Below are 25,037 nucleotides of genomic sequence, written 5' to 3' on the forward strand. Positions count from 1 at the left end.
ACGCCCCGCCTTCAATCGCGACCAGGACCGTCGCCCCCCATCCGGTGAACGGCGCGAATTCTCCGGCGAGCGCCGCGAGCGACCCGCCTTCAATCGCGACCAGGACCGCCGTCCCCCATCCGGGGAACGGCGCGAGTTCTCCGGCGAGCGCCGCGAGCGCCCCCCTTCAATCGCGACCAGGACCGCCGTCCCCCATCCGGGGAACGGCGCGAGTTCTCCGGTGAGCGCCGCGAGCGACCCGCCTTCAATCGCGACCAGGACCGCCGTCCCTCATCCGGGGAACGGCGCGAGTTCTCCGGCGAGCGCCGTGAGCGCCCCGCCTTCAGCCGCGACCAGGACCGCCGTCCCCAATCCGGTGAACGGCGCGAGTTCTCCGGCGAGCGCCGTGAGCGACCCGCCTTCAACCGCGACCAGGAACGCCGTCCCCAGTCCGGTGAGCGGCGCGAGTTCTCCGGTGAGCGCCGCGAATCGGCCAGTCGCAGCAGCAGCCTATTCAGTCCGGCCAAGAACGGCGACGCCTTTCCACAGTACGATTCGCCCATCAAGAAAGTGGACAGCCCGCAGGCGCCCCGTCCGGGCCAACGCCTGCACGACGCCAGCATCCAGCAGACTGAGCGAGTGCAGATCAAGGCCGCCCAGACCGAACAGTACCGCCTGTTCGCTCCTTGCCCGCAGGGTCTGGAAGAAGCCCTGGCGGCCGAGCTCCAGGCCCTGGGCTACGATCACGTCCAGGCCGGCCGCGCCGGCTGCCATTTCGTTGCCGACTGGATCGGCGTCATGCGCGCCAACCTGTCCTCGCGTCTGGCCACCCGCATCCTGCTGGAACTCTCGCACGCGCCAGTCGGCAACGAAGACGATATCCTGGCCCTGGCCCGCCTGACGCCCTGGGAACGCTGGTTCGGCCCCGAGCAGACCCTGCGCGTGGACACCTCGGCCGTGCGCAGCCCCATGCAGAGCCTGCAATACTGCAATCTGCGCGCCAAGGACGGCATCTGCGACCGCCTGCGCGAACTGGAAGGCGCGCGCCCGTCCATCGACACCGTACGGCCCGACGCCCGCGTGCACCTGTTCCTGGACGAGACCACCGCTACTTTCTACCTGGACACCAGCGGCGAATCCCTGTTCAAGCGGGGCTGGCGCCACGACAAGGGCGACGCGCCCTTGCGCGAGAACCTGGCCGCCGGCCTGCTGGCCCTGTCGGGCTGGGATCCCTCCAAACCGCTGCTCGATCCGTTCTGCGGCAGCGGCACCATCCTGATCGAAGCGGCCTGGATGGCGCTGGGCGCGCCGCCCGGCATCTGGCGGCCTTTCCACTTCGAACGCCTGCGCTGCCACGATTTCCGCCTGTGGCGCGACATCAAGGACGAGGCCCGCTCACGCATCGCGCCCCGTCTGGACACGCCGCTGATAGGCTATGACATCAATCCCGTCGTGCTGGAAGCGGCCCGCGCCAATCTGGACCGTTCGCACCTGACCCAGGACACCATCCGCTTCGAACATGGCAATGCGCTGGAGATCCAGCCCTCCACCGAACCCGGCTGGATCGTGACCAACCCGCCTTACGGCGAACGCCTGGAGCATCAGGACGACGATTTCTGGCGTGACTGGTCCAGCAACCTGAAGCAGAACTTCGCCGGCTGGAGCGTGAACATGATCAGCAGCGACCTGGAGTTGCCGCGCCACATGCGCCTCAAGCCCAAGCGCCGCTACCCGCTGTACAACGGCCCCCTGGACTGCCGCCTGTTCTGCTTCGACATGGTGCAGGCAAGCTACCGTCAGGACGACGACGCCGGCATGGAGTCGTAATAGAACGACATAAGTACACGGAAACCTGCTGGTTCAGTTGCCAAATATAAGGGTTAACCCTAAAATCAGGGTTAACCCTTATCAATGAACGGAACGGCAAAATGAACTACCGCAACGACTTGCGTCTGACCGACGAAATCGAACGCCAGCTCCTTACCCATGCGCTGGAAGAGCAGTATCGCCTGCGCCCTTTCAAGGCGCTCAAGAACCTCTTCATGCGCCTGTTCGGCCAACAGCGTCGCATCAACGCCTGATCCGCCAGAACCGGACGGCTCAAGCCGCCCGCGCAGCCCAAGCCACCGGATGCGGTGGCTTTTTTTTGCCTCCCGGGCGCGCATGGCAAGCGCATCGTTCCGCTGGCTGCCGATATACGCGATAATGCAGTCTTGTATGCCTCCGCTCGCACCATGACACCCTCTTTCTCCACGCCCGGACGCTGGCGACGCTTCGCCTGCATGATGTATGAATCCATCCTGCTTTTTGGCGTCATCTTCACGACCAGCTACCTCTTCGACACCCTGACGCAAAGCCGCAGCGGACTGGACCTGCGCCACGGACGCCAGGTCGTGCTGTTCCTGGCACTGGGCGTCTACTTCGTGCTGTGCTGGCGACGGCTCGGCCAGACCCTGCCCATGAAGACCTGTCACATCCGTCTGGTCGATGAGCAGGGTCGTATTCCCGCCTTGCGCACGCTGCTGCTGCGTTATATTCTGATCTGGCCCCTGCCGCTGCTGGGAGCACTGCTGGTCAAGCAGATATCGGCCTATACAGGCTATGCGTCCACGGACCTGTTCATCGTGTTCACGCCGTTCCTGAACTTCATCTGGACCTGGTTCGACAAAGACCAGCAATTCCTGCACGACCGCCTGTCCAAGACTCGCCTGATCGATGCCCGCCCGGCCCGTGCCGCCGTTCCCGCAGCCTGAACGGAACGGCCTGCAGACCATTTTTTTAGTAGTTCACCAAAGTCATGACTGACATCCTCAAAAAATACCTGTTTGCCGACCAGAGCACCCGCGCCCAGGTCGTTCACCTGGAGCAGGCCTGGCAGACCGGTCTCGAACATCAGCACTACCCCGACTGCATACGCAACCTGCTGGGCGAGCTGGTGGCCGCTTCCGTGCTGCTGGCCGGCAACCTCAAGTTCGACGGTTCCCTGATCCTGCAGATCCAGGGCGACGGTCCCATCGCCCTGCTGGTGGTGGAATGCACATCGGACATGGACATACGCGCCACCGTCTCCCTGCGCGAGAACCAGCCCATTCCGCACAGCGGCACCTTGCAAAGCCTGCTGAACACGCAGGGCGAAGGCCGCTTCACCGTGGTGCTCGCTCCCAGGCAGAGCAGTTCGGATTTCCGCCCTTACCAGGGCGTGGTGCCGCTGGAAGGCGATACCGTGGCCGAAGTCCTGCAGACCTACATGCATGGCTCCGAACAGCTCGATACGCGCCTGTGGCTGGCTGCGGACGGCCAGCACTGCGCCGGCCTGCTGCTGCAGCGCCTGCCCGCCCAAGGCGGACAAAGCATCGTGCAAAGCCTGGAGACCTGGGAACGCGCCCTGGCGCTGGCGTCCACCGTGCAGCCCCAGGAGCTGCTGCAGGTGGACTGCGACACGCTGATCCATCGCCTGTTCTGGGAAGAAGACCTGCTGGCCTTCGACCCCCAATCCGTGCGCTGGCACTGCCCTTGTTCACGTCAGCGCGTCAGCAACATGCTGCGCATGCTGGGTCGACAGGAAGTCGAACAATTGCTGGCCGAACGCAGCACCATCCATGTCTCGTGCAACTTCTGCGGCAAGCCCTACGAATTCGACGCCATCGACTGCGCCTCGCTCTTCGTGGACAACAGCGACAGCCTGCCCGGCGACAGCACCCTGCATTAAAAGCCCTGCGCACGGATTTGTACGCCAGTACAAGTCCGTCTGCCCCTGCTCCAGCCAAGCAGGCATGATGAACGCACCATGCCTGCTCTCCGCCCCCCTCTTCTGTCTCAATCCGGCCTGGCCGGCGCACCGGCGATAGCGGCCTTGCTGGCCGTACTCCTGCTTTCGCTGCTGGCTCTGGACGTGCTCACGCTCTATTCCCTGCGCGTGCGCCTGCATCATGCCCTGCTGCATGCTGCGCGCCAGGCCAGCATCCACCAGGGCAGCCCGGAATACATCGCCCGCAGCTTCTCCCAAGGCCTGGCCGCAGCCAGAGCGCCACGCAGGGATCGCTGGCAGATCCGCATCCTGTCGCCTTCCGCCGCCGCCTTCGCCCTGCACGGCCGTCCTTCCCGCCAGCACGCCATGAGGCCCGCCATCCGTCAAGGCTGGCAGGCCCGGCAGCATGCGCACCGGCCGGACAGCCGTCCCACCATCTTCCAGGCCAATACCCTGCATCTGCAGCTGCGCTACGCCCATCAGCCCGGCCCGCTGTCCTTGTCGCGGCTGCTGCCCATCCTGGCCGCCAGCCTGAACACGACGGCCGGCCCGCGCGCGCTTTTGATGCGGCTGGACATCCGGCATCCCATGCAGTCCGATGCCGTTCAATGGGATGACCTGGCGGACGGACGCGTCGTCTACGGAGCGGACCATGCGGCGGACCTGCCGGCACCTGGAGCAGGTTCACCCGCCCCAGGACGGCCACATGGCCCTCCTTCGCCCGCACCGCCTCTTCCGCCATTCCCGGGCCCCGGCGAACCCTCGACGCCCGGCCTGCCGCAGTCGCCGCCCGCCACGTCGGGCGAAGCAAATCAGCCGCCCGCGGATCCCCCACTGCCCGAGTCCTGCGACTGAATACAAAGCCGCAAGACTCCATGACGCGCGCACACGGCAGCTCCGCCCGCATGGGCTGTTGAATGTGGCCAAGGGAAGAAAAAGAAATGCAGCAGCGCCTGCGCGCTGTGAATCAAGGATGCCGGGTCTGTGCGGCCGAGCCGCCTGGAGGAACGATCTGCACGAAGATCTCGCCTTCGCGCATCATGCCGAACTCGCTGCGGGCGCGCTCTTCCACGGCATGCGTGCCGGAGCGCAGGTCCTGGACTTCAGCCAGCAAGGCGTTGTTGCGGGCGGTCAGGGCCTCGTTGGTTTCCTTCTGGGCCGCCAGATTGGTCTGCATCTGTCGCACATCCAGCCAGCCGCCCTTGCCCCACCACAGGGCGTAATGAGTGGCCAGGGTCAGGCAGAACAGCAAAAGGGCAAGAAGGCGCATGGCGGCGTATGGGCCGGGTCTTGCGACCCGGCCGTCTGAACTGAATTAGCGCAGATTATAGAACGCATCGCGACCTGGGAAGGTAGCGACTTCAGCCAGTTCTTCTTCGATACGCAGCAACTGGTTGTACTTGGCCATGCGGTCGGAGCGGGACAGCGAACCCGTCTTGATCTGCATGGCGTTGGTGGCCACGGCGATGTCGGCAATGGTGGAGTCTTCGGTTTCGCCCGAACGGTGCGAGATCACGGCCGTGTAGCCGGCGCGCTTGGCCATTTCGATGGCGGCGAAGGTTTCGGTCAGGGTGCCGATCTGGTTGATCTTGATCAGGATCGAGTTGGCGATGCCCATCTCGATGCCCTTCTTCAGAATCTTGGTGTTGGTGACGAACAGATCGTCACCCACCAGCTGGATCTTGTCGCCCAGCTGCTGGCTCAGGATGCGCCAGCCATCCCAGTCATCTTCGGCCATGCCGTCTTCGATGGAGATGATGGGGTACTTGTCGCACCAGTTGGCCAGCAGGTTGGCGAAGTCCTGGGAGCTCAGGGACACGCCGCCTTCACCGGCCAGGTGGTATTTGCCGTCGCGGTAGAACTCGGAAGCGGCGCAATCCAGGGCAAGGGCGATCTGCGAACCGGGCTCGTAGCCGGCGTTCTCGATGGCGCGCAGGATCAGTTCGATGGCCGCTTCGTGATTGGCCACATTGGGCGCGAAGCCGCCTTCGTCACCCACGGCGGTGGACATGCCCTGGCCGTGGATCAGGGACTTCAGGGAATGGAATACCTCGGCGCCCATGCGCAGGGACTCGCGGAAGCTCTTAGCGCCCACGGGCATGATCATGAATTCCTGCAGGTCCAGGGTGTTGTTGGCATGCGCGCCGCCATTGATGACGTTCATCATGGGCACGGGCATGGCCATGGCGCCGCTGCCGCCGAAATAGCGGTACAGGGACAGGCCGGAGTCGTCGGCGGCGGCGCGGGCCACGGCCATGCTGGCGGCCAGCAGGGCGTTCGCGCCCAGGCGGCTCTTGTCTTCGGTGCCGTCCAGCTCGATCAGGGTGCGATCGATGAAGGTCTGTTCCTGGGCGTCCAGGCCCATCAAGGCTTCGGAAATTTCGGTATTGACGTTCTCGACGGCGCGCAGCACGCCCTTGCCCAGGTAACGGCTCTTGTCGCCATCGCGCAGTTCCAGCGCTTCACGGGCGCCGGTCGATGCACCGGACGGAACGGCCGCGCGGCCCATGGCGCCCGACTCGAGCAACACATCACACTCAACAGTCGGATTACCGCGGGAATCCAGAATCTCGCGTCCGATAATATCTACGATTGCACTCATGATTTTGACAGTCCTGCCTGAAGTAGCATTTAGCTAGATAAGTTAAACAATCCTGTAGCCTGGCCTGCAGCCCAGGGCGGGCCTTGCGGTCAGCCTGGTCTCCGGCGCGCTGCATGCAGGATGGCTTCTGCGCCGTCCCGTCAGCTCTCCGGACGAGGCTGCCATGCCATCCTCCACTGAACTGGGATTGTACCTGCCCATGACACAGCCGTGCCATGTCTGGCCCCAAAAGCCGCCAAAAAAGCCTGGCTGGCGGCCAGGCGGCTTGGCTCCGGCGGGGCCTGGACCTGTTTATTATCACAAGAAAGTCCGAGACTGCGCGTTGTATCAGTAAATACGAAAAGTACCGATAAGTCTCAGGATGGGTCCGCGTCCACCGCGCGCGACAAGGAACGCTCCCAGGTGGTCAACAAGGCGATGAGCTGTTCCAGGTCCTGATCGGAGAAGTCCTGCAGCATGGTCTCGACCAGACGGCGGCGGCGCGGCAGCGTGGCCTCGACCAGTTCGCGGCCCGCGGCGCTCAGGCGCACATTGGTCAGCCGGTTGTCCTGCTCGTCGGTGAAGCGTTCGATCAATCCCAGCGATTCGATGCTCTTGAGCTGGCGCGTGACCGCGGCCGGATCGATGCGCAGGTGGCGCACCAGTTGCTTCTGCGAGACGCAGCCGTCCTGATACAGGCAGATCAGGATGCGCCAGCGCGGCATGGGCATGCCCAGTTGCTGGTCGAAGGCGGCCATCAGGCTGCGATAGGTGCGGCCCAGTTGCTGAACGGCCTGCAGTTGTGGAAATTCATTCATTGCGAGGACTCCGCTTTACGGACGAACCGGATCGGCGGCACTTTGCGAACCCAATAAAAACACCAGACGATCAGCAGCAGCGTGACCGCCATTCCTATATTGACGGCATGGGCCAGCGAATCGCGCGCCACGCCCAGCCACATCTGGCCGGCCTGGCCCTGCCGGCCGGCCAGCTCCAGGAACTGCGCCTGCTGGGCGGAGCTCATGAGCAGTTGCGGATCCTTCAGGGAAGCGGCCAGATCGGCCGGCAAGCCGGCCACCCGGCTGCTCAAGCCCTCGCCGTACTGGTAGGTGACCAATGTGCCCACGATGGCCGTGCCCAGCATGCCGCCGACCATGCGCATGGACTGTAGCATGGCCGTGGCAATGCCCAGCATGGAACGTTCGGCGATTTCCTGCGAGAACACCGTCAGGTTGGGCATGATAAAGCCAATTCCCGTGCCGCCGGCGATCGCATACAGCACGAACTGCCAATGCGGGACGGTTTTATCCATGAAGACCATGCCGATGCAGGCGATGGTCAGCAGCGCCAGGCCCAGGTACAGCATGATGTTGGGCCGTGACAGCCGCGTCACCACGCGCCCATTGATGATGCTGCCCACGGTGATGAACACCACCAGCGGCGTGATGAGCAGGCCGGCGGTCTGCGGACGCAGGCCGAAGCCGCCCTGCAGCAGCAGCGGACCGTAGAACAACAGGGAAAAGAGGATGAAGCCCAGGCCCACGGACAGGACGAACAAGGCTAGCTGAGCCGGATTGCTGAACAGGGCGGCCGGCAGCAGCGGCTCGGCCGCGCGGCGCTCCCAATGCACCAGCAGGCCAAAGGCCGCCAGGCTGGCCACGCCCAGCAGAACCATGAAGGAGCTGGCGCCATGCTGGGGCAGCAGCTCGACCAGCAGCTGGATGCAGCCCAGGCCCAGCATCAGCAGGATGGCGCCCTGCCAGTCCAGGCGCACGCCGCCCTGCCGGAAATGCCGGATCAGCGGCAGGTAGCGATAGACAAAATACAGGCTGAGCAAGCCTATGGGCAGGTTCACGTAGAAGACCGAGCGCCAGCCATATTGCTCGGTCAGGAAACCGCCCAGGAACGGACCTATGCCGTTGGCGATCCCGAAGGCGGCGCTCATCATCACCTGCCAGCGCAGGCGTACGCGCGGATCGGGAAACAGGTCGGGAATACAGGCGAAGGCCGTTCCCACCAGCATGCCGCCGGCCACCCCCTGCAGGGCGCGCGCCAGCACAAGCTGCATCATGCTCTGGGCCATGCCGCACAGGACCGAGGCCACGGTGAACAGCACGATGGATACCACCACAAAGCGCCGGCGGCCGTAGAAGTCGCCCAGCCGGCCGAAGATGGGCACGGTGATGACCGAAGTCAGCAGATAGGCCGTGGCCACCCAGGCATAAAGCTCGAAGCCATTGAGTTCAGCCACGATATTGGGCATGGCCGTGCCCACCACGGTCTGGTCGATGGCCACCAGCATGACGACGAAACACAGCCCCATCATCGCCAGGATGGATTGCGTGACGGATAACATGCGCCCCTGGGCCAGTTGGGACGGATCGGGAATGCTTGCCATTTTTCATTGACCATACAATTGTTGACTTATCAATAATTTTACGAAATCCCTAAAAACCTGACAAGACAAAGGTGATTGCGGCCCCTGACCGTGTTGCGCATCCGACAATGGCGTCAGCAAGCAGGACGCCAGGTTCGCCCTGCCATCGACCGCGGATCAGGAATACAGACAATTGTCCGACGCCAGCTTCGTGCGGGAACTGATACTGCCCGCATTGAAGGATTCCCGTTTCTGACTGGGCCTGACCCGCCAGCTCAGGCGGCGCGGTGCGGTACGCCGACCAATAAGAAAGGGAGCGTGCAACACGCTCCCTTTTGCATTCAGGCGCCCGGACGGCGCCTGTCCAGAAGGATCAAAGGCCTTCCACCACGTACATGGTCATGTTGGCGGCGCCGTCGCGAGCTTGGCGGGCGCGGCGATACTCCTGGGAATCATAGAAGGCCTGGGCCTGCTCCAGGGTGTCGAACTCCATGACGACCGTGCGCAGGGGCGCATTGCCTTCCAGGGCCAGGGTCTTGCCGCCGCGCACGCGCACTTTCACGTTGTGCGTCTGCATGGCGATGGTGGAAAACTCCTGGTATTGCTTGTACTGCTCGGGATTGGTCACTTCAACATTGGCAATCAGAAATGCGGACATGGCGTCTCCAAAAACAACTCAATAGCCGTGCTGCAAGGCACCGCTGCTCTTCACGATGGAATCAATCTGTTGCAGGGTCCGGAGCAGATCGGGCATCTGCGCCAAGGGCACCGCATTGGGGCCGTCGGACAGGGCCTTGTCCGGATCCGGATGGGTTTCCATGAACACGCCGGCCACGCCCGCCGCCACGGCGGCGCGCGCCAGCACAGGCACGAACTCGCGCTGCCCGCCGGACGAAGTGCCCTGCCCGCCGGGCAGTTGCACCGAATGGGTGGCGTCGAACACGACGGGGCAGTCGGTCTCGCGCATGATGGCCAGGGAACGCATGTCCGAGACCAGGTTGTTGTAGCCGAAGGAAGCGCCGCGCTCGCACACCATGATGGTGGAGCCGTCGCCGCCGGCATCCAGCGCTGCCGCGCGCGCCTTTTCCACGACCTGCACCATGTCGTGCGGGGCCAGGAACTGTCCTTTCTTGATGTTCACGGGCTTGAGCGTGGCCGCGCAGGCCTGGATGAAATCGGTCTGGCGGCACAGAAAGGCCGGCGTCTGCAGCACATCGACCACGGCGGCGACGTCATCGACCTGGTCCTTGTCGTGCACGTCGGTCAGCACCGGCACCTTGTAGTGCGAGCGCACGTCCGCCAGGATCTGCAGTCCTTCCGCCATGCCCGGTCCGCGATAGGACTTGCCCGAGCTGCGGTTGGCCTTGTCGAAGGAGCTTTTGTAGATGAAGGGGATGCCCAGCGCAGAGGTGATCTCGGCCAATTGGCCCGCCGTATCGAAGGCCATCTGGCGCGATTCGATCACACAAGGGCCGGCAATCAGGAAAAAGGGCCGATCCAGCCCCACTTCATAGCCGCATAAATCCATAATTGACCTCGTTTCAGTATTGCCGCATTTTCCCACATTCCCGCGGACGTGGACACTGCGTGGAGACAGTCCCCAGCCAGATGTTCCGATATCTCGGTCCGATTCAAGTCCGGAGCGCGCACACAGAATCAATCACATCGTAAGCAGGAATCTCCTTTCCAAAAGGAAAAAGCCCCCGCACATTGAACTGACCCCCGAAAGTTGGACATTGATCCAACCTTCGGGGGTTTTACATGGCGAAATATGATGTGGACTTCAAGCTGGAAGTGGCACGGGACTATTGGTCCGGGTCGCTAGGGGCCCGGGCATTGGCCGGGCGATATGGGCTCGATCATGGGACGGTGCGCCGCTGGGCCGCGCAGTACCGAGAGCATGGCGAGGCGGGATTGCACAAGAAGCACAGCGGTCACTACGGCGCCGAGTTCAAGCTGTCCGTGTTGAGTCGGATGTGGCAAGAGGGCTTGTCTTGCCGCCAAGCCGCGGCGCGGTTCGACGTGCGCGGCGGCCATGGCGTCGTGAGGCGGTGGGAACGCGAGTATCATGAAGGGGGCCTTCGCGCCCTGACCCCCAACCCTCGCCCAGGCCGCTCCCCGACGATGAAATCCCCCAAACCCCCAACCCTTACGCCTTCGCCCTGCGAGGACACGCGCACGCTGGAGCAGTTGCGCCAAGAGAACGAATATCTGCGCGCGGAGAATGCGTACTTAAAAAAATTGAGGGCCTTGCGTCAGGAAAAAGCGCTGGCCGCGCAGAAAAAGCGCGGGTCGTGCTCGAATTGAGGCAAGGCCACACCTTGGCCGTGCTGCTGAAGGTGGCCGGGCTGTCGCGCAGCACGTTCTACTACCAGGCCAAGGCACTGAGCGCGGCCGATCCCTGCGTCGGGCTGAAGGCGCGCATCCGCGCACTGTACGACCAGCACAGGGGCCGCTATGGCTACCGGCGCATCACGGCAGCGCTGCGCCGGGCCGGTGAGCTCATCAACCACAAGGCCGTCCAGCGCGTGATGCAGACGCTTGGACTGAAGTCCTTGGTGCGCCCGAAGAAATACCGTTCGTACCGAGACGAGCAGGGCCGCGCGGCGCCGAACCTGCTGGCGCGCCAGTTCCAGGCCGACAGGCCCAATCAGAAGTGGGTGACGGATGTGACCGAGTTCAAGGTCGGCGCCGATAAGCTTTACCTCTCGCCCGTGATGGACCTGTACAACGGCGAGATCGTGGCCTACGAGACCAGCCTGCGCCCCGTGTTCAAGCTCGTGGGCAGCATGCTCAAGAAAGCGCTGGCACGGCTCAAACCCACGGATCGCCCGCTGCTGCACTCCGATCAGGGCTGGCAGTACCAGCAGCCCCAGTACCGGCGTCGGCTCGCTGAGCAAGGCGTGATTCAGAGCATGTCGCGCAAGGGAAACTGCCTGGACAATGCCGCCATGGAAAGCTTCTTCGGCACGCTCAAGGCCGAGTTCTTCCACCTGAACCGCTTCGAGAGCATCGAGCAGCTCCAGGCCGGCATCGGCCAGTACATCCACTACTACAATCACGAACGCATCAAGCTCAAGCTAAAAGGCCTGAGCCCGGTGCAGTACCGAGCTCAGGCCTTCGGGCTTTAGGCTCTGACCGTCCAACTTTTGGGGGTCAGTTCAGCATGCGGGCTTTTTCATTCATGCCGGGAAATCAGGCCGATTTCTTCTGGTGCTCCAGAGCGGCCTTGATATAGCTGGTGAACAGCGGGTGGCCATCGCGGGGCGTGGAGGTGAACTCGGGGTGGAACTGTACGCCCATGAACCAGGGGTGGTTGGGCAGCTCCATGATTTCGGGCAGGTTTTCCGTCGGCGTGCGGGCGCTGATGACCATGCCCACTTCTTCCAGGCGCGGCACGTACAGCGTGTTGACCTCGAAGCGGTGGCGGTGGCGCTCGTTGACGTCCGCACCGTAGATGGCGGCGGCGCGGGTGCCGGGCTTGACGGGGCAGCGCTGCGCGCCCTTGCGCATGGTGCCTCCCAGATCGGAGGAGCCGTCGCGGCGCTCGATCTTGCCTTCGCGGTCCGCCCACTCGGGGATCAGGGCCACCACGGGATGCACGGCGGAGGGATCGAACTCGGTGGAGTTCGCCCCCACCAGATTGCCCACGTGGCGGGCGTACTCGACCACGGCCAGTTGCATGCCCAGGCAGATGCCCAGGAAGGGCACGCCGTTTTCACGGGCGTACTGGATGGCGCGGATCTTGCCTTCGGTGCCGCGCTTGCCGAAGCCTCCGGGAACCAGGATGGCGTCCAGACCCTTCAGGCACTCGGTGCCTTCGTTCTCGATGACTTCGGAATCCAGGTACTCGATGTTGATGCGCGTACGGGTATGGATGCCGGCATGCACCAGGGCTTCGCTGAGCGACTTGTAGGATTCGGTCAGGTCGACGTACTTGCCCACCATGCCGATGCGCACTTCGTGCTCGGGATTCTCCAGCGCTTCCACCAGGCGGTCCCACATGGACAGGTCGGCGGGAGGCGGCGAGAGGGCCAGCGCATCGCACACCAGGCTGTCCAGGCCCTGCTGATGCAGCATGGCCGGAATCTTGTAGATGGAATCGGCGTCCCAGACGGAGATGACGGCGTCCATGGGCACGTTCGAGAACAGCGAGATCTTGGCGCGCTCGTCGTCGGGGATGACGCGGTCGGCGCGGCACAGCAGGGCGTGCGGGTGGATGCCGATCTCGCGCAGCTTCTGGACCGAATGCTGCGTAGGCTTGGTCTTGAGCTCGCCGGCCGAGGCGATGAACGGCACCAGCGTCAGGTGCACGAAGGCGGTGTTGTTGCGGCCCAGGCGCAGGCTCATCTGGCGCGCGGCTTCCAGGAACGGCAGGGATTCGATGTCGCCCACGGTGCCGCCGATTTCCACGATGGCCACGTCGGCCGCGCCGTCATAGGCGGCCTTGGCGCCGCGCATGACGAAGTCCTGGATCTCGTTGGTGATGTGCGGGATCACCTGCACGGTCTTGCCCAGATAATCGCCGCGGCGCTCCTTGCGCAGCACGGATTCGTAGATCTGGCCGGTGGTGAAGTTGTTGACCTTGTGCATGCGGGCGGAGATGAACCGCTCGTAGTGGCCCAGGTCCAGGTCGGTTTCCGCGCCGTCCTCGGTAACGAACACTTCACCATGCTGGAAGGGGCTCATGGTGACCGGATCCACGTTGATGTAGGGGTCGAGCTTGAGCATGGTCACGCGCAAGCCTCGGGACTCCAGAATGGCAGCCAGGGATGCGGCCGCAATACCTTTGCCCAGGGAGGACACGACGCCTCCCGTCACGAATACGTATTTGGTGGTCATTATAAAAACGCGCCTGACGGCAAGTCAGGCGATAGCGGGAAATTTGGATTATAACGGGAAGCGCCCGTCCTTGGGGACTTCGCAAGAAGGCCGCGCAAGCGGCGCATGCCTCTTGCGCACGGCGTCTTGACAGCGGCGCCGGCCCGGCTCAGATGGCCTGGGTCCTTTGTTCAAGCCAATTGCGCGCCGCTCCCTGCACCCGGGGCAGGAGGCGCTCGCGCACCTGCGCATGGTATTCGTTGAGCCAGAGGCGTTCGGCCTGGGTCAACAATGATGCATCAATACAACGCGTGTCGATCGGGCACAGGGTCAGGGTCTCGAAGCGCAGGAACTGTCCGTATTCGGTACGCATGGCGGGCACGGCCGCCACCAGGTTCTCGATGCGTATCCCCCACCGGCCCGGCCGGTACAGGCCCGGTTCGTTGGAGGTGATCATGCCCGCCTTCATGCCCGAGTGCGGGCCGATGCGCCCCCTCCAGGAAATGGATTGCGGTCCTTCGTGCACGTTCATGAAGTAGCCCACGCCGTGCCCTGTGCCATGCCCGAAGTCCAGCCCCTGCTCCCACAGCGGCTGGCGCGCCAGCACGTCGATCTGCTGGCCGGCGACGCCTTCCGGAAACACCAGCCGGGACAGCGAGATCATGCCCTTGAGCACCAGGGTGAAGTCGCGGATCTGCTCAAGCGAGGCCTGCCCGACCGGCACCACCCGGGTGATGTCCGTGGTGCCGCCCAGGTACTGGCCCCCGGAGTCGATCAGCAGCAGGCCATCGCCCTCGATGCGCGCATGAGATTGCTCGGTAGCGTGATAATGCGGCATGGCCCCGTTGGCCTGATAGGCCGCGATCGTGCCGAAGCTGGGGCTGACGAACCCCTCCTGGCGCGCCCGCGCCGCGGTGATCTGCTCGTCCACGTCCAGCTCGGTGAGGCCGCCGCCCTGCTGCTCGAACCAGGCGAAGAACTCGCACAGCGCGGCGCCGTCCTTTTCCATCGTCTCGCGCACGTGCTGCAGTTCCGCATCCGTCTTGCAGGACTTGAACAGATGGGCGGGATTGATGTGCTCGACCACCGTCAGATGCGCGGCCAGTTGCGCCGCCCAGGCCGTGGTGCGCGCCGGATCCAGCAGCACGGTCAGGGATGCCGGCAGAGCCCGCATGAACTCCGGCAGGAAGGCATAGTCCTGGACCTCGACGCCGGCCTCGCCCAAGGATGCGCGCACGCCGGGCGAGAGTTTCCCGGCGTCCACGAACAGATGCGCCTGGTCGGGCCCGATCAGCAGGTAGGACAGGAACACCGGGTTGTAGGGCACGTCTTCGCCGCGCAGGTTCAGTGTCCAGGCAATATCGTCCAGCGCGCTGATCAGATGCCAGTGCGCGCCCTGCTCCTGCATGGATTGGCGCGTGCGCGCCAGATTCTCCTGGCGACTGCGGCAGGCGTGCGGCGGCAGGTACTCGACGACCTTGCCGCAAGGCGCGGCCGGACGGTCGGTCCAGATGGGACCGAGCAGGTCGGCGTTCAGCGCCCAGTCGTATTTCTGCTCGCGCGCCGCATCCTGCCAGGCGGCCAGGCCCTGCATGGAGATGGACTGGCTGTCCAGCGCCACGCGCGACTGCGCCGGAAGATGACCGGCCAGCCAGGCGGCCGGCTCGGGCACATCGGGTTCGCCGGCCCGCATCAGCACGATGCCGCTGCCTTCCAGCTCCTTGGCGGCCCGCCCCCAGTAGCGGCTGGCTGTCCCCAGGCCCGCCCAGTCCCTCCCCACGACCCCCAGGACCGCCGAGCCGCTGAAGCCGCTGAGCCACGCCCGGCTCTGCCAGCGGTCCGGCAGGTATTCGGACAGATGCGGATCGGAGGTGGGCCAGATGCTGGCCTGCAGGGCCTGGAATGTCATTTGTTCGCGCAGCGCCTGCAGGCGCGCGGCGATAGAGGTATGGTCCATGCCGACTTCCTTTGTAAAACGTCTTTCACGCACCGGGCATTCAAAAAAAAAGCTTCGGCCCGGGCCGAAGCTTTTTTCGCGTCATGGAAGGAGGAATCAGGCCACGGCGCTGACGTCCAGTTCGACGCCCGTCTTGGCCTGAATGTCCTGGACGCTGACTTCAGGTGCCAACTCCAACAACTTTAAACCATTTTCCGTGACTTCGATGACGCCAAGATCGGTGATGATGAGATCCACCACGCCCACGCCCGTCAGGGGCAAGGTGCATTGCGGCAGGATCTTCAGATCCTCGGTGCCGTCCTTCTTGCGGGCCACGTGCTCCATCAGCACCACGACGCGCCCGACGCCGGCCACCAGGTCCATGGCGCCCCCCATGCCCTTGACCATCTTGCCGGGGATCATCCAGTTGGCCAGATCGCCCTTCTCGGACACCTGCATGGCGCCCAGGATGGCGATGTTGATCTTGCCGCCGCGTATCATGGCGAATGAATCGGCCGAGGAGAAGATCGCCGAGCCAGGCAGGGTCGTGATGGTCTGCTTGCCGGCGTTGATCAGGTCGGCGTCGATCTGCTCTTCGGTGGGAAAGGGGCCGATGCCCAGCAGGCCGTTCTCGGACTGCAGCCAGACTTCGATGCCCTCGGGCACGTGGTTGGCCACCAGGGTGGGCAAGCCTATGCCCAGGTTCACGTAGAAGCCGTCCTGCAGCTCCCGGGCGGCGCGCGCCGCCATTTGGTCTCTGTTCCAAGCCATTTTTATCTGCCTCGCTAATCAGGAAGGTCGAACGGTGCGCTGTTCAATGCGCTTCTCGGGATTGGCATTGAGCACGATGCGGTGCACGTAGATGCCGGGCAGATGGACCTGGTCCGGGTCCAGCGTGCCGGTCTCGACGATTTCCTCGACCTCGACGATGGTGATCTTGCCGGCCATGGCCACGTTGGGATTGAAGTTGCGCGCCGTCTTGCGGAACACCAGGTTGCCGCTGCGGTCGGCGATGTGCGCCTTGACCAGCGAAACGTCCGGCACCAGGGAGTGTTCCAGCACATATTGCTGGCCGTTGAACTCGCGGATCTCCTTGCCGTCGGCCACGATGGTGCCCACGCCGGTGGCCGTGAAGAAGGCGGGAATGCCCGCGCCGCCGGCGCGCAGCTTTTCCGCCAGCGTGCCCTGGGGGGTGAACTCCAGCTCCAGCTCGCCGGCCAGGTATTGGCGCTCGAACTCCTTGTTCTCGCCCACATAGGACGAGATCATCTTGCGCACCTGACGGGTGGTCAGCAACTGGCCCAGGCCGAAGCCGTCCACGCCGGCATTGTTACTGATGCAGGTCAGGTTCTTGACCGCGCTGTCCCGCAAGGCGGCGATCAGCGCCTCGGGGATCCCGCACAGGCCGAACCCGCCCACTGCAATCGTCTGCCCGTCGGCGACGACTCCCTGCAACGCCTCCCGGGCGCTTGGATAGACCTTGTTCAATTCACTCTCCAATGACTCAAAAAGTATCCTGCACAGCAACTCTTAGAATAATGCAAAGATGTCCTGGAACATACCATCGGGCCTTTTACGACTTGATGAAAGTCAGGCTTTACATTTACGGCAAGCCGCCTAGGCGCCGAAGGCCTGGCGGATCCGGACGACTTCCTCTTCGCTCCAGGGCTGCGAGCGTCCTTCCGGACTGATGGACACCAGCACGTTGCGCCCGCGCGCATAGACCACCTCGGGCTGGTCCGCGTCGCGCACGCTCACCTCCACCTCGAGGCTGCTGCGCCCCATGCGCACCAGGTGGTGCACCACCCGGACCGTGGCCGGATACAGGACGGGGCGCACGAAATCCAGGCTGGCGTGCGCCAGCACGCCCGTGCGCGTCGAAGGCGGCAGCATGCCCAGCTTCAGCATCAGCTGCACGCGCGCCTCCTCGACATAGCGGAAGTACACGGTATTGTTGACGTGGTTCATGGCATCCAGATCGCCCCAGCGCACCGGGATGTCAAAGACAAAACCAGGCTCGGCGCGTACGGTTTCCGGCATCTCTTATTCTCCTTGCTGAATCATGCCGGGGCGCCGGACCCGATCCGGCGCCCCACGGCAGGAGTCTAAACTTAAAACAAGCCAGGCAGACTGCAATACAATCGACCGTACGCACTGTGCACGAATTTCACCGCCGAACAATCAAGAACAGAACGGTTACCCCTACAGGAGATCGACAGCAATGTCAGAACGCGAATCGATGGAATACGACGTAGTGATCGTGGGAGCGGGGCCTGCAGGGCTGGCCACGGCCATCCGCCTCAAGCAGCTGGCTCAGCAGAATGAACAGGAGCTGAGCGTCTGTGTCCTCGAGAAAGGGGCCGAGCTGGGCGCCCACATCCTGTCCGGCGCCGTCATGGACACGCGCGCCCTGGACGAGCTGATCCCCGACTGGAAAGCCAAGGGCGCCCCTATCTCCGTGGCAGTCACCGAAGACAAGTTCCTGTTCCTGACCGAAAAAGGCGCCCGCTCCACGCCGGAATGGCTGCTGCCCGACTGCTTCAAGAACCACGGCAATTACATTGTGCGCCTGGGCAATGTGGTGCAATGGCTGGGCGAACAGGCCGAAGCCCTGGGCGTGGAGATCTTCCCCGGCTTTGCCGCCGCCCACGTGCTCTACGACGACTCGGGCGCCGTGCGCGGCGTGGTCACCGGCGACATGGGGGTGGCGCGCGACGGCACCCATACGTCCCACTACCAGCCCGGCATGGAACTGCTGGCGCGCTACACCATTTTCGCGGAAGGCTCGCGCGGCCACCTGGGCCGTGAGCTGATCGCGCGCTACAAGCTGGACGAAGGCCGCAATGCGCAAAGCTATGGCATCGGCATCAAGGAGCTGTGGGAAGTGGACCCTTCCCAGGCCCGCCCCGGCCTGGTGATGCACACTGCCGGCTGGCCCCTGGACTCCGACACCTACGGCGGCTCCTTCCTCTACCACCTGGACAACAACCTGGTCATGGTCGGCTTGGTGGTCGGTCTGGACTACGCCAACCCCTGGCTGTCGCCCTTCGACGAATTCCAGCGCTACAAGACCCACCCTGCCATCCGCCCCACCTTCGAAGGCGGCAAGCGCATCGCCTACGGCGCCCGCTCGCTCACGGCCGGCGGCCTGCTGGCCCTGCCCAAGCTCAGCTTTCCGGGCGGCGTCCTGGTGGGCTGCGAAGCCGGCTTTCTGAATGCTTCGCGCATCAAGGGCAGCCATGCCGCCATCAAGTCGGGCGCATTGGCCGCCGAGGCCGCGTTCGAGGCCCTGCAGGCCGGCCGCCAGCACGACGAACTGACCCAGTACGCCCAGCGCTTCGAACAATCCTGGCTGCACGAAGAACTGAACAAGGCGCGCAATTTCAAGCAATGGTTCAAGAAAGGCCGCTCCATCGCATCGGTCATGACCTTTGTGGAACAGGGCCTGCTCAAGGGCAAGATGCCCTGGACGCTGCGCAACCACAAACCCGATCACGCCTGTCTGCAGCCGGCCGCCGAATGCGCCCGCATCGATTACCCCAAGCCGGACGGCAAGATCACCTTCGACCGCCTCAGCTCGGTGTTCATCTCCAACACCAACCACGAGGAGGACGAGCCCGTCCACCTGACCCTGAAGGATCCCAAGGTGCCGGTGGCGGTCAATCTGGCGCGCTACGGCGGGCCGGAAGCGCGCTTCTGCCCTGCCGGGGTCTATGAATTCGTCAAGACCGAAACCGGCGACGACAGGCTGCAGATCAACGCGCAGAACTGCGTGCACTGCAAGACCTGCGATATCAAGGACCCCACCCAGAACATCGTCTGGGTGCCGCCTCAAGGCGGCGAAGGCCCCGTCTACAACGGCATGTAGGAAACAGGCCGCCTGCGCAGCTTGCCGGCCCGCGGGCGGCCGGTCCGTCACGCCGATCGGCGCGCCGGCCAGTTCACGATCAACAGCCCCAGCAGGATCAGGGCCGTGCCCGCCAGTTCCAGGCGCGTGGGCAGCTCGCCCAGCATCAGCCAGGCCAGCAGCACGGTCAGGGCCGGCACGCCCAGGCTGGACATGCCGGCCACGGCCGCACTCACGCGGCTCATCACCGCCATCCACAGCAGCCAGCCCACGCCGGTGGCGATGACGCCCAGGAACAGCACGCCCGCCACCATGGGCCATTCCATGGACGGCTCGCGCTGGGGCACCAGCCAGGCCAGCGGCGCCACGATCAGCATGCCCAGGAAGCACTGCCACACCGTGGCGTTGAGCAGTTCCACCCTATGGCGCTGGAAAAGCATTTTGGAAAATACAGCGCCCAGGCCCCAGCTGACGCCGCTGAGCAGGGCAAGCAGCGAACCGAGCACTCCCCCCATGCCCTGCCACGGGGCTATGATCAACAGCAGGCCGCTCAGCGCAGCGGCCATGCCCAGCATATGCCGTCGTTGAGGTCTTTCCTTGAGCAAAGGCCAGGAAAACACCACGATCCAGAACGGCATGGTGTAAGCCAGAGCCACCATCTTGCCGGCGCCGCCCGCCTGCAGTGAAAACTGGCTGAGAAGCTGGAAGCCCACCGTCTGGAACACGGCCACGCCCAGGCTCAGCTTCCAGGGCGTGGCGTGCAGGCGCAGCCCTTTCAGGCGCATGAAGCCCCACAGGAATACGAAGGCCAGCGCATAGCGCACCGCGATCAGATCCACCGGCCCGATATGCGTGGTCATGGCCTTCATGACCACCCAGCTCATCCCCCAGGCCAACACCACCAGGCCCATCAGGACCAATGCCACCTTGTCCTGCGTCTGCCCCTTGGTCAAGCTCATCCCCTTTTTTTACAGCGTAGACGCTTCATTGAAACAGGCCCTATGCTACGCCAAAGGGGCAGGCAAGGAAACGGCGGCGGTTGACGGAGCATCCGGCTGGCCGGACCTGTCCGACGCCATGGCCGCCCCATTAAAAAAACCCTGGTTCGAATGAAGAACCAGGGCCAAACAGGAACTACCAAAAAAGAAGACGCGGCGTTTTCAGTGGGCTTCGGAGAGCTGGTCCAGGATGGCGGGATTCTCCAGCGTGGACACGTCCTGCGTGATGGGCTCATTGTTGGCCACGAAGCGCAGCAGGCGCCGCATGATCTTGCCCGAGCGGGTCTTGGGCAGGTTTTCGCCGAAGCGGATTTCACGCGGCTTGGCGATAGGCCCGATCTCCTTGCCCACCCAGGCGCGCAGTTCGGCGGCGATCTTGTCCGCCTGCTCGCCCGAGGGCAGGTCGCCGTTCAGCACCACGAAGGCCACGATGGCCTCGCCCGTGGTCGAGTCCGGTTTGCCGACCACGGCGGCCTCGGCCACCAGCTCGTGCGCCACCAGGGCCGATTCCACTTCCATGGTGCCCAGGCGGTGGCCCGAGACATTCAGCACGTCGTCGATGCGGCCCATGACCCAGAAGTAGCCGTCGGCGTCGCGCTGCGCGCCGTCGCCGGCCAGGTAATAGCCTTTGAGCTCGGGCGGGAAATAGCTTTTGACGAAGCGGTCGGGATCGCCCCAGATGGTGCGGATCATGTTGGGCCAGGGCTTGCGGATCACCAGGAAGCCGCCGTTGCCGCGTTCGGCCTCTTCGCCCACCTCGTCCACGATGGCCACGTCCATGCCGGGGAACGGCATGCCGCAGGAACCCGGCTTCAGGGGCGTGGCGCCCGGCAGCGGCGTGATGACATGGCCGCCGGTCTCGGTCTGCCACCAGGTGTCCACGATGGGGCAGCGCTCGCGGCCCACGTTCTTGTAGTACCACATCCAGGCTTCGGGGTTGATGGGTTCGCCCACCGAGCCGATGATGCGCAGGGAGTCCAGGTTGTATTGCTTGGGATGCACGGCCTCGTTGGCCTCCGCCGCCTTGGTCAGGGAACGGATGGCGGTGGGCGCCGTGTAGAAAATGGTGACGCCATGGCGCTGGATCATGTCCCAGAAGCGGCCGGCGTCCGGATAGGTGGGCACGCCTTCGAACACGACCTGCGTCAGGCCGGCGGCCAGCGGGCCGTAGGTGATGAAGGTGTGGCCGGTGACCCAGCCTATGTCCGCGGTACACCAGAACACGTCGCTGTCCTGGGCGTCGAAAGTCCACTGCACGCTCAGCAGCGCGCCCAGCAGGTAGCCGGCGGAGGAGTGCTGCACGCCCTTGGGCTTGCCGGTGGAACCGGAGGTGTACAGGACGAACAGAGGATGTTCGGCATTGACGGGCACGGGCGCGCATTCCGCGGCCTGCCCCTTGACGACATCGTCCCACCACAGATCGCGGCCCTCGTGCCAGACCACGGTGCCGCCGGTGCGCTTGTACACGATGACATGTCGCACGGCTTCGCAGCCGCCGCCTTCCAGGGCTTCATCCACGGCGTTCTTCAGGGGAATGGCGCGGCCGCCCCGGCGCTGCTCGTCGGCCGTGATGACCAGCGTGGCGCCCACGTCCACGGCGCGCTCATGCAGGCTCTTGGCGGAAAAGCCGCCGAATACGACGGAATGCGTGATGCCCAGTCGCGCGCAGGCCTGCATGGCCACGATGGACTGGACCGACATGGGCATGTAGATCAGGGCCCGCTCGCCGGTCTTGTAGCCCAGCGCCTTCAGGCCGTTGGCGAACTGGCAGACCTGTTCGTACAGTTCGCGGAACGTGACTTTGGTGACCGCGCCGTCGTCGGCCTCGAAGATCAGGGCCGTCTTGTGCTCGACGGGAGTGCCCAGGTGCTTGTCCAGGCAGTTGGCCGACACGTTCAGTTCGCCATCGTGGAACCACTTGTAGAACGGCGGCTTGCTGTCGTCGAGCACCTGCGTGAAGGGCTTGGTCCAGACCAGCCGGTCGCGGGCCAGGCCGGCCCAGTAGCCCGGATAGTCCTGCTCGGCCTGCATGCACAGGTCCTGGTAGGCTTGCATGCCGGCGATGCGCGCATGGCGCTCCAGGTCCGGGAAGACCGGGAACACACGGCTTTCCGACAGCACGGATTCAATAGAGGTAGAACCGCTCATTTTTTGGCTCCTTTCTTCCAGATTTGGTGTTTTGGACGACCGGCTTCAAAGCCTGCCGTCTTGATTTTTTGTAAACGTAACGCGCCAGACTTACTCAAGCCTGACAGCCTGCGGCATCCCTGCCCCGTCGCGCGCCTGCACGCCGCGCTCGAAGTTCATCCGTGACAATATCAGCAGACCAGCCAGGAAGAACAGCCCCGTGCAGGCCAGCGCCAGCCTGTGGTTGCCTCCGCTCAGCCAGGTCACCAGGCCATAGGAGATGGGGCCGCACACCGCCGCCAGTTGGACGGCAAACGTCCACAAGGCGAAGAATTCGGCCAGGCGACGCCTGGGCGCCAGCAGGCCCACCATCGCCCGCCCCGCACTCTGGCTGCTGCCTATGCACAATCCGGCCACGGCGGCGGCGACCCAGAAGCTGGCCAGGGAACGCGAGCTGACGGGGATGCCAACCATCACCAGCCAGCCGCACAGCGTCAGCGTCAGCGCGCGACGATGGCCGATCCGGTCCTGCACGTGCCCGAAGGCCAGCGCCCCGACCGCGGCGGCGATGTTCACCGTGAAGATCAGCTGCATGATCTGGGCCATGGTGAAGCCCATGGCTTCGGTGGCATACACCGACGAAAGGGTGATGACGACGGCGATGCCGGCCTGGTAGGCGGCGCCGCACAGCAGCAAGGTGCGAAAGTCCGGAAAGTGGCGGTTGACGTCCCGCCAGGAAACGGCCAGGCGGCTCAGCATGCCTGGCTCTTCGACGCCCGACGGCGCACTGCGCTCGCGCAACAGCAGAAAGGACGGCAAGGCCGACAGCGCGAAAAGCACCGCCGTGATGACCACGATTCCCGGCACGTAGCGCTCGGCCGGCCAGCCCCGCGCCGACGCCCAGGTCAGGAAAGCCAGGGACAGCCCCAGGGCCAGCATGCCGCCGAAGTAGCCAAATCCCCAACCCCAGCCCGACACCCGTCCCAGCGCCTGCGGCCGGGCGATTTCGGGCAGGAAAGCGCCCACCACCGATTCACCGATGCAATAGCAGTAATTGGACAAGGCAATGAACACCAATACCCAGAGGATGTCGCCCTTTCCGGCCCAGAACAGCAGCAAGGTGAACGACACGCAGCCCACGGTGCTGCTGAACAGCAGCCGGCGCTTGCCGCGGCGCGCATCCGCGCGCGCGCCCAGAGCCGGCATCGTGAACATGATGCTCAAATAAGAAAGCGACAGCGCCAGCGTCCATGCCAGCGTCGCCCAGCTGCGTCCGTCCGCCACCACGCCAACGAAGTATGCACTGTACACGCTGGTCAATATGACCGTGGTGTAGCCGGAGTTTGCAAAATCGTACATGGCCCAGGCCCAGAGCTCACGCAGCCTGACATCATCATTAAGGGCTTTCCCTAGGCGTTCACCAAGCCGTCGCACCATGCAAACCACCTCTAAATTTCGTTAAAAAACATTAAGAACAGCTCATTTTTCGCAAACCAGATGCCAACAGCATGACAGCTCCGCTTCCCCTCGCCATCCGGCCTATATACATACTGTGAAACAGTATGAATCAATGGCGAATTTGGGCTTTGCAAAGCTTTACGGTGTGATTTTCATCCGGTACACTGCCAAACTATTCGAAGTACAGCAACGTCCGGCAAGGTATGCGCTTTTAGCCATACTTACAGCCCTGATACCCATCAATTGCTGCCAAGTTCAGCAAAAATAGGCATCAAGGTTGTGCTGCTACCCACCAAGCCCCTAAAAAAGCCCCGGTCATGCCGCCACATTACCTCACTCCGCCTGCGCTTCTGCAATCCGGTTATCGTAGCGTCAAATACCTGTTGATTGCAGCCGCGCTGACCCTGACCGGCTGCGCCACCACCGGCACGCAGCAAAGCAGCAAACAGGATCAGTTCGCCCAGCTCGACGACGATTATTTCGCCAACTACGATCTCCAGACCGAATCCGATCCCCTGGGCGCCTACCTGGCCAACCGCGCCCGCAACGACATCAATATCGCCTACAGCAGCGAACGGCGCCAGAACCGCGGCGAGACGCGCGACTCCAGCCGCACAGGCAAGTCCCACTCCCCCGGCATGGCCTCCACCGCCCTCTCTTTCCTGGGCGTCAAGTACAGCTTCGGCGGCGACGCCCCCAGCACGGGCTTCGACTGCAGCGGCCTGGTTTCCTACGCCGCGGAAAAGTCCCTGGGCCTGAAGCTGCCCCGCCAGTCCAAGGATATCGCCAAGGAAGGCGTATCGGTCAACCGCAACGAATTGCGCAAGGGCGACCTGGTCTTCTTCAACACCCGCGGCTCGCGCTTCTCCCACGTGGGCATCTATCTGGGTGAAGACAAATTCGTCCACGCTCCCCGCACCGGCGCCGTGGTGCGCGTGGAAAGCATGCAGACCGCCTACTGGAAAAAGCGCTACAATGGCGCCCGCCGTCTGGCGGCCGCGCAGCCCGACACCGGCACGCGCCTGCGCAGCGCCAGATAAGCTCTGGCTTGCAGCCTTGTCGAACAGCGCCCTTTTGGGCGCTGTTTTGTTTTGTCGCCCGCCTCCCTGACGCCAAAGGCGGGCCATCACGAAAGAAGGCCGTTGCACGACATGCAACGGCCTTG

The 25,037-nt window shown here is 64.0% G+C and carries 22 protein-coding genes; 8 read left to right on the plus strand and 14 right to left on the minus strand.

The genetic code is table 11. The features are described 5' to 3' along the window. The first annotated feature begins 117 nt into the window (after window positions 1-117). The 5 genes from ACWPWO_RS10825 (at window position 118) to ACWPWO_RS10845 (ending at window position 4,582) form a co-directional block, all read left to right on the plus strand. Window positions 118-1,806 carry a THUMP domain-containing protein gene (locus tag ACWPWO_RS10825; protein WP_454007478.1) on the plus strand — a complete coding sequence of 563 codons (1,689 nt, stop codon included), beginning with the start codon at window positions 118-120 and terminating at the stop codon, window positions 1,804-1,806. Window positions 1,807-1,907: 101 nt separating this feature from the next. After that, window positions 1,908-2,060, plus strand: a complete 153-nt coding sequence (locus ACWPWO_RS10830; RefSeq protein ID WP_454006617.1) for a hypothetical protein — start codon at window positions 1,908-1,910, stop codon at window positions 2,058-2,060. 153 nt (window positions 2,061-2,213) lie between these two features. After that, the gene (locus tag ACWPWO_RS10835; RefSeq protein WP_454006618.1) at window positions 2,214-2,732 is read left to right on the plus strand and encodes an RDD family protein; all 519 of its coding nucleotides are present in this window, start codon (window positions 2,214-2,216) and stop codon (window positions 2,730-2,732) included. Between the two features lie 44 nt (window positions 2,733-2,776). Next, window positions 2,777-3,688 carry an Hsp33 family molecular chaperone HslO gene (hslO, locus tag ACWPWO_RS10840; RefSeq protein WP_394060770.1) on the plus strand — a complete coding sequence of 304 codons (912 nt, stop codon included), beginning with the start codon at window positions 2,777-2,779 and terminating at the stop codon, window positions 3,686-3,688. A gap of 144 nt (window positions 3,689-3,832) precedes the next feature. Next, window positions 3,833-4,582, plus strand: a complete 750-nt coding sequence (locus tag ACWPWO_RS10845) for a hypothetical protein (protein ID WP_454006619.1) — start codon at window positions 3,833-3,835, stop codon at window positions 4,580-4,582. A 112-nt stretch (window positions 4,583-4,694) separates the two neighbouring features. Here the strand turns inward: ACWPWO_RS10845 and ftsB are convergent, their stop codons facing one another. From ftsB to kdsA, 6 genes are all read right to left on the minus strand, one after another. Continuing rightward, entirely contained in the window at window positions 4,695-4,997 is a 303-nt protein-coding gene (gene ftsB / locus ACWPWO_RS10850) for a cell division protein FtsB (RefSeq protein WP_454006620.1), read from the minus strand. Window positions 4,998-5,042: 45 nt separating this feature from the next. After that, window positions 5,043-6,329: a phosphopyruvate hydratase gene (eno, locus tag ACWPWO_RS10855; RefSeq protein ID WP_394060776.1), complete on the minus strand. Its 1,287-nt coding sequence runs from the start codon at window positions 6,327-6,329 to the stop codon at window positions 5,043-5,045. Between the two features lie 356 nt (window positions 6,330-6,685). Beyond that, a complete protein-coding gene (locus tag ACWPWO_RS10860; RefSeq protein ID WP_454006621.1) occupies window positions 6,686-7,126 on the minus strand; it encodes a MarR family winged helix-turn-helix transcriptional regulator in 441 nt (146 codons plus the stop codon). Further along, window positions 7,123-8,706, minus strand: coding sequence for an MFS transporter (locus tag ACWPWO_RS10865; RefSeq protein WP_454006622.1), 1,584 nt, complete (start codon window positions 8,704-8,706; stop codon window positions 7,123-7,125). The genes ACWPWO_RS10860 and ACWPWO_RS10865 overlap by 4 nt, the downstream gene beginning before the upstream one ends. 352 nt (window positions 8,707-9,058) lie before the next feature. Next, window positions 9,059-9,343: a DUF1330 domain-containing protein gene (locus ACWPWO_RS10870; protein ID WP_394060784.1), complete on the minus strand. Its 285-nt coding sequence runs from the start codon at window positions 9,341-9,343 to the stop codon at window positions 9,059-9,061. Window positions 9,344-9,361: 18 nt separating this feature from the next. Further along, entirely contained in the window at window positions 9,362-10,213 is an 852-nt protein-coding gene (gene kdsA / locus ACWPWO_RS10875; protein ID WP_454006623.1) for a 3-deoxy-8-phosphooctulonate synthase, read from the minus strand. 233 nt (window positions 10,214-10,446) lie between these two features. Between kdsA and ACWPWO_RS10880 the strand changes: the two genes are divergently transcribed. Beyond that, window positions 10,447-11,816 (plus strand): IS3 family transposase gene (locus ACWPWO_RS10880; RefSeq protein WP_454006624.1). Its coding sequence is split into 2 segments (ribosomal slippage): window positions 10,447-10,935 and window positions 10,938-11,816, totalling 1,368 coding nucleotides; the frame shifts between segments, so codons are not numbered across the junction. Window positions 11,817-11,880: 64 nt separating this feature from the next. Here ACWPWO_RS10880 and ACWPWO_RS10885 read toward each other — a convergent pair. The 5 genes from ACWPWO_RS10885 to ACWPWO_RS10905 form a co-directional block, all read right to left on the minus strand. Continuing rightward, entirely contained in the window at window positions 11,881-13,527 is a 1,647-nt protein-coding gene (locus tag ACWPWO_RS10885; RefSeq protein ID WP_454006625.1) for a CTP synthase, read from the minus strand. Between the two features lie 148 nt (window positions 13,528-13,675). Beyond that, complete coding sequence (locus tag ACWPWO_RS10890) at window positions 13,676-15,463, minus strand: M24 family metallopeptidase (protein ID WP_454006626.1); 1,788 nt, start codon at window positions 15,461-15,463, stop codon at window positions 13,676-13,678. A gap of 96 nt (window positions 15,464-15,559) precedes the next feature. Continuing rightward, on the minus strand, window positions 15,560-16,213 hold the full coding sequence (locus ACWPWO_RS10895) for a CoA transferase subunit B (RefSeq protein ID WP_454006627.1): 654 nt from the start codon (window positions 16,211-16,213) through the stop codon (window positions 15,560-15,562). Window positions 16,214-16,231: 18 nt separating this feature from the next. Further along, complete coding sequence (locus tag ACWPWO_RS10900) at window positions 16,232-16,930, minus strand: CoA transferase subunit A (RefSeq protein ID WP_394060794.1); 699 nt, start codon at window positions 16,928-16,930, stop codon at window positions 16,232-16,234. A gap of 129 nt (window positions 16,931-17,059) precedes the next feature. Continuing rightward, on the minus strand, window positions 17,060-17,482 hold the full coding sequence (locus ACWPWO_RS10905; protein WP_454006628.1) for an acyl-CoA thioesterase: 423 nt from the start codon (window positions 17,480-17,482) through the stop codon (window positions 17,060-17,062). Between the two features lie 181 nt (window positions 17,483-17,663). Here ACWPWO_RS10905 and ACWPWO_RS10910 point away from each other — a divergent pair, with 181 nt between their 5' ends. Then, the gene (locus ACWPWO_RS10910) at window positions 17,664-19,310 is read left to right on the plus strand and encodes an electron transfer flavoprotein-ubiquinone oxidoreductase (protein WP_454006629.1); all 1,647 of its coding nucleotides are present in this window, start codon (window positions 17,664-17,666) and stop codon (window positions 19,308-19,310) included. Window positions 19,311-19,357: 47 nt separating this feature from the next. On the opposite strand, the gene ACWPWO_RS10915 is transcribed toward ACWPWO_RS10910, so the two are convergent. The 3 genes from ACWPWO_RS10915 to ACWPWO_RS10925 all read right to left on the minus strand — a co-directional run bounded on the left by ACWPWO_RS10915 (window position 19,358) and on the right by ACWPWO_RS10925 (window position 23,851). After that, complete coding sequence (locus tag ACWPWO_RS10915; RefSeq protein WP_394060800.1) at window positions 19,358-20,248, minus strand: DMT family transporter; 891 nt, start codon at window positions 20,246-20,248, stop codon at window positions 19,358-19,360. Between the two features lie 201 nt (window positions 20,249-20,449). Then, on the minus strand, window positions 20,450-22,435 hold the full coding sequence (gene acs / locus ACWPWO_RS10920) for an acetate--CoA ligase (RefSeq protein ID WP_454006630.1): 1,986 nt from the start codon (window positions 22,433-22,435) through the stop codon (window positions 20,450-20,452). A 90-nt stretch (window positions 22,436-22,525) separates the two neighbouring features. After that, entirely contained in the window at window positions 22,526-23,851 is a 1,326-nt protein-coding gene (locus ACWPWO_RS10925) for an MFS transporter (protein WP_454006631.1), read from the minus strand. Window positions 23,852-24,255: 404 nt separating this feature from the next. On the opposite strand from ACWPWO_RS10925, the gene ACWPWO_RS10930 reads away from it, so the two are divergent. After that, on the plus strand, window positions 24,256-24,912 hold the full coding sequence (locus ACWPWO_RS10930) for a C40 family peptidase (RefSeq protein ID WP_454006632.1): 657 nt from the start codon (window positions 24,256-24,258) through the stop codon (window positions 24,910-24,912). The last annotated feature ends 125 nt before the right edge of the window (window positions 24,913-25,037 follow it).

It is taken from the genome of Alcaligenes sp. Marseille-Q7550 (assembly GCF_965112015.1).

Bases quoted from the DNA above. Each gene is read 5' to 3' on its own strand.
- ACWPWO_RS10860 (WP_454006621.1), bottom strand. From the start codon at position 7,126: ATGAATGAATTTCCACAACTGCAGGCCGTTCAGCAACTGGGCCGCACC.
- ACWPWO_RS10890 (WP_454006626.1), bottom strand. From the start codon at position 15,463: ATGGACCATACCTCTATCGCCGCGCGCCTGCAGGCGCTGCGCGAACAA.
- ACWPWO_RS10870 (WP_394060784.1), bottom strand. From the start codon at position 9,343: ATGTCCGCATTTCTGATTGCCAATGTTGAAGTGACCAATCCCGAGCAG.
- eno (WP_394060776.1), bottom strand. From the start codon at position 6,329: ATGAGTGCAATCGTAGATATTATCGGACGCGAGATTCTGGATTCCCGC.
- acs (WP_454006630.1), bottom strand. From the start codon at position 22,435: ATGAGCGGTTCTACCTCTATTGAATCCGTGCTGTCGGAAAGCCGTGTG.
- ACWPWO_RS10925 (WP_454006631.1), bottom strand. From the start codon at position 23,851: ATGGTGCGACGGCTTGGTGAACGCCTAGGGAAAGCCCTTAATGATGAT.
- ACWPWO_RS10895 (WP_454006627.1), bottom strand. From the start codon at position 16,213: ATGGCTTGGAACAGAGACCAAATGGCGGCGCGCGCCGCCCGGGAGCTG.
- ACWPWO_RS10915 (WP_394060800.1), bottom strand. From the start codon at position 20,248: ATGAGCTTGACCAAGGGGCAGACGCAGGACAAGGTGGCATTGGTCCTG.
- ftsB (WP_454006620.1), bottom strand. From the start codon at position 4,997: ATGCGCCTTCTTGCCCTTTTGCTGTTCTGCCTGACCCTGGCCACTCAT.
- ACWPWO_RS10885 (WP_454006625.1), bottom strand. From the start codon at position 13,527: ATGACCACCAAATACGTATTCGTGACGGGAGGCGTCGTGTCCTCCCTG.
- ACWPWO_RS10905 (WP_454006628.1), bottom strand. From the start codon at position 17,482: ATGCCGGAAACCGTACGCGCCGAGCCTGGTTTTGTCTTTGACATCCCG.
- ACWPWO_RS10835 (WP_454006618.1), top strand. From the start codon at position 2,214: ATGACACCCTCTTTCTCCACGCCCGGACGCTGGCGACGCTTCGCCTGC.
- hslO (WP_394060770.1), top strand. From the start codon at position 2,777: ATGACTGACATCCTCAAAAAATACCTGTTTGCCGACCAGAGCACCCGC.
- ACWPWO_RS10910 (WP_454006629.1), top strand. From the start codon at position 17,664: ATGTCAGAACGCGAATCGATGGAATACGACGTAGTGATCGTGGGAGCG.
- kdsA (WP_454006623.1), bottom strand. From the start codon at position 10,213: ATGGATTTATGCGGCTATGAAGTGGGGCTGGATCGGCCCTTTTTCCTG.
- ACWPWO_RS10830 (WP_454006617.1), top strand. From the start codon at position 1,908: ATGAACTACCGCAACGACTTGCGTCTGACCGACGAAATCGAACGCCAG.
- ACWPWO_RS10865 (WP_454006622.1), bottom strand. From the start codon at position 8,706: ATGGCAAGCATTCCCGATCCGTCCCAACTGGCCCAGGGGCGCATGTTA.